At 42.7% G+C, this 2,776-nt stretch carries 2 protein-coding genes and 1 pseudogene; 2 read left to right on the forward strand and 1 reads right to left on the reverse strand.

Annotated features, from left to right (window positions below; all coding sequences use genetic code 11):
* Nucleotides 1-1,980, forward strand: a pseudogene (locus VN105_RS26015) (hypothetical protein); the annotation flags it as partial.
* Nucleotides 1,981-1,991: 11 nt separating this feature from the next.
* Here the strand turns inward: VN105_RS26015 and VN105_RS26020 are convergent.
* Nucleotides 1,992-2,477, reverse strand: a complete 486-nt coding sequence (locus VN105_RS26020) for a hypothetical protein (protein WP_325645744.1) — start codon at nucleotides 2,475-2,477, stop codon at nucleotides 1,992-1,994.
* A 102-nt stretch (nucleotides 2,478-2,579) separates the two neighbouring features.
* On the opposite strand from VN105_RS26020, the gene VN105_RS26025 reads away from it, so the two are divergent.
* The coding region (locus VN105_RS26025) for a hypothetical protein (RefSeq protein ID WP_325645746.1) at nucleotides 2,580-2,776 on the forward strand (197 nt) is incomplete at its 3' end.

Here is a 2,776-nt window from a genome sequence, read left to right on the forward strand (position 1 = left end):
CTTCGTTATTCCGCTACTCATAAAAGTTTGTACAATCTTGTTTACAAGCTGGATCCCGTTGAGGCGTACGACCTGGGGCTGGTGAAGCAGATAGAAGTAGATTCCGTAGTAGCAAAGAATGATAGCTCAGGCGTATTCATAAGCGTGGATGCCTTTAAGAAAGCCAGGCTGTCCGTTACAGCCAGTCTTACCATTTTTGTGAATGAGAGATCAGGCGTGAAGAGAAAAAAGGTAACCGCTAAAACAGGAGATGATTTATATAATCTTTCCAGGGGATGGGATATTTATAAGGATGGATATGTGATCAATGAACTGGACGCGGAAAACGGTTACATAGCGTTTTCGGGTGGTAATGTAATTTATAAGGGAGACGCTGTTGGAGGGCTTACCGGCCAGGTATTAAAAGAAATGATCGATGTCACTGTGGAAAATCATTTTAAGAAGGAGAAAGCATTAAGCGCTAAAGGGATTAAGGTATTATCTATCTTTTTTATTGACCGGGTAGCTAATTACCGCAGTTATGATGAGCAGGGCAACACCATTAAAGGAAAGTTTGCTTTATGGTTTGAAGAAAGTTTTGCCAAATGGCAGCAGGCGCCTGCCTATCGCGGTTTGTATACTTATGATGCAGAAGAAATGCACAACGGGTATTTCAGCCAGGACAAAGGGAAATTTAAGGATTCCAAAGAGGGGAAGTCGTCCAAAGCGGACGATGATGCCTTTAAACTGATCATGCAGGATAAAGAGCGGTTACTGGATATAGCCACGCCTTTAAGGTTTATTTTTAGTCATTCTGCATTAAGGGAAGGTTGGGATAACCCCAATGTGTTCCAGATATGTACGTTGAATGCAACCAGGTCTGATATGAAGAAACGGCAGGAAATTGGCCGGGGGCTTCGTTTGTGCGTGGATCAGGATGGGGCGCGTAACACGGAACGTTCTGTTAACAGGCTTACGGTGATTGCCAATGAATCCTATGAAGCATTTTCCAAAGCCTTGCAATCAGAAATAGAAGAAGATTCCGGCGTTAAGTTTGAGGGCCGGATCAGGGATGCGAGGAAAAGGACCGTAGTGAGGCTTAAAGCCAAATGGTTTGAGGATGCACTTTTTTTAGCCCTTTGGGAGAAGATTAAATTTTGTACCACCTATAAAATCAATTACAACACGGAGGCCCTGGTTAAAAACTGTGTAGCTGCATTACAGAGAATGCCTGTGATTGAAAAACCCCTTATTTACAGGGAAAGGAATACGGCAAAGTTTGTGAGAAACAAAGAAGGTGAATTGATAGAACTGGGTGGTGAACAAAAAGGTGCCAAAGAAAAGATCGTTAAAGCAACTCATTACGATATACCCGACTTTATTGCTTATATCCAGTCCAAAACAGCGCTTACCAGAAACACTGTTACCCGGATCATCCTGGCATCCGGCAGGTTGGGAGAGATCTTTAATAACCCGCAGTTATTTATGGATACGGTAGTGAAAATTATTAAAGATGAATTGGACCGCATCAGGATAAATGGTATCGAATATGAAAAAATTGCAGGGCAGACATACGAAATGAAGTTGTTTGAATCTGCAGAAGTGGAGCAATATACCGACAACCTTATTAAAGTAAACAACCAGGCAAAAACGCTGTACAATTACGTAGTGATAGATTCCCTGAGTGGCCCTGAAAGGAAGTTTGCTGAAGAGTGCGACAGCAGGGATGATATCCTGTTTTATGTAAAGCTCCCTCCGGGCTTCCAGGTGAAAACTCCTGTAGGCGCGTATAAGCCCGATTGGGCATTGATAAAAAAAGGGGAAGGAACGGAAGCAAAGCTTTTTTTTGTGGCGGAAACAAAAGATGCAAAAACGGCAGCAGGCAGGTCGCTTTTAAGGGATAAGGAAAGAATGAAAATTGAATGTGCAGAAAAGCATTTTGCTGTAATGGAGGATGTTACCTATTGTGTTGCGGGCGCCGTAAGTGATTTAAAGAAATAATGTTTCATCTGTTAAATTTTAATTGCCGGATCAACGCGGATCATACTGACTATAATGGTAAGAAAAAATAACGACAGCTGGATGGGATAAAATCTATCCATGCTTTCTCTTATACTGCTGGTATAAGCAAGAAAATCAGGTGTATGTGCCGTAACCGTTTCCCTTAGTTTATGCCCCTGTTTATTGCCAATGAGTATGCCGTTTAAGAGTAACGGGAGCACCAGTACAACTTTTACTTTAAACCATGGCTGCGCCCATGCAGCGCCTTTTTCCAGGGCAAGGAGTGCAGTCCCGGTAAGGAAAATGGTGAATGCGCCTGCCCTGATAAATACCCCGTACCTGGCCATCAGTGGGATGATGCCCACTGCATGAGGGGCGCCGGCATCTGCCAGCTTCCAGAATGTTTTATAGGTCAGGTAATCAATCATCGTGGTACCTGCCATGATAACGATGCCGGTAATATGAATACCGAGTATGATGCGGAATAACAAATTCATTGTTTCTATCTGGTTGTATTTCCTGTAAAATAAAACTATTTGGAAGTAAAAAACAACTTTTTGGTGATTATTTTATAGTTTTACAACTAAAAAGGAGTAATTATGAATCAAACAGTCGAACTAGTGCGACTTTGGGGAGAGTATGAAGCAAAGCACCCGGATGCCACCATTGAGCATTTTTGCCGCAGTTTCCTGGCAGGCTCCATAAAGAAGGAGAAGTCTATTCACCCGGAATGGCAGTTGCAGCCCGACCTGAATGGCATGCTCATCAAAACGATCAGTCGTATCAGTAAGATCAG

Origin of the sequence: Chitinophaga sp., assembly GCF_035564935.1 — a bacterium.
GTDB lineage: Bacteria > Bacteroidota > Bacteroidia > Chitinophagales > Chitinophagaceae > Chitinophaga.

What these genes read in the sequence shown, in the direction of transcription:
- VN105_RS26020 (WP_325645744.1), bottom strand. Translation starts at nt 2,477, where the DNA reads ATGAATTTGTTATTCCGCATCATACTCGGTATTCATATTACCGGCATC.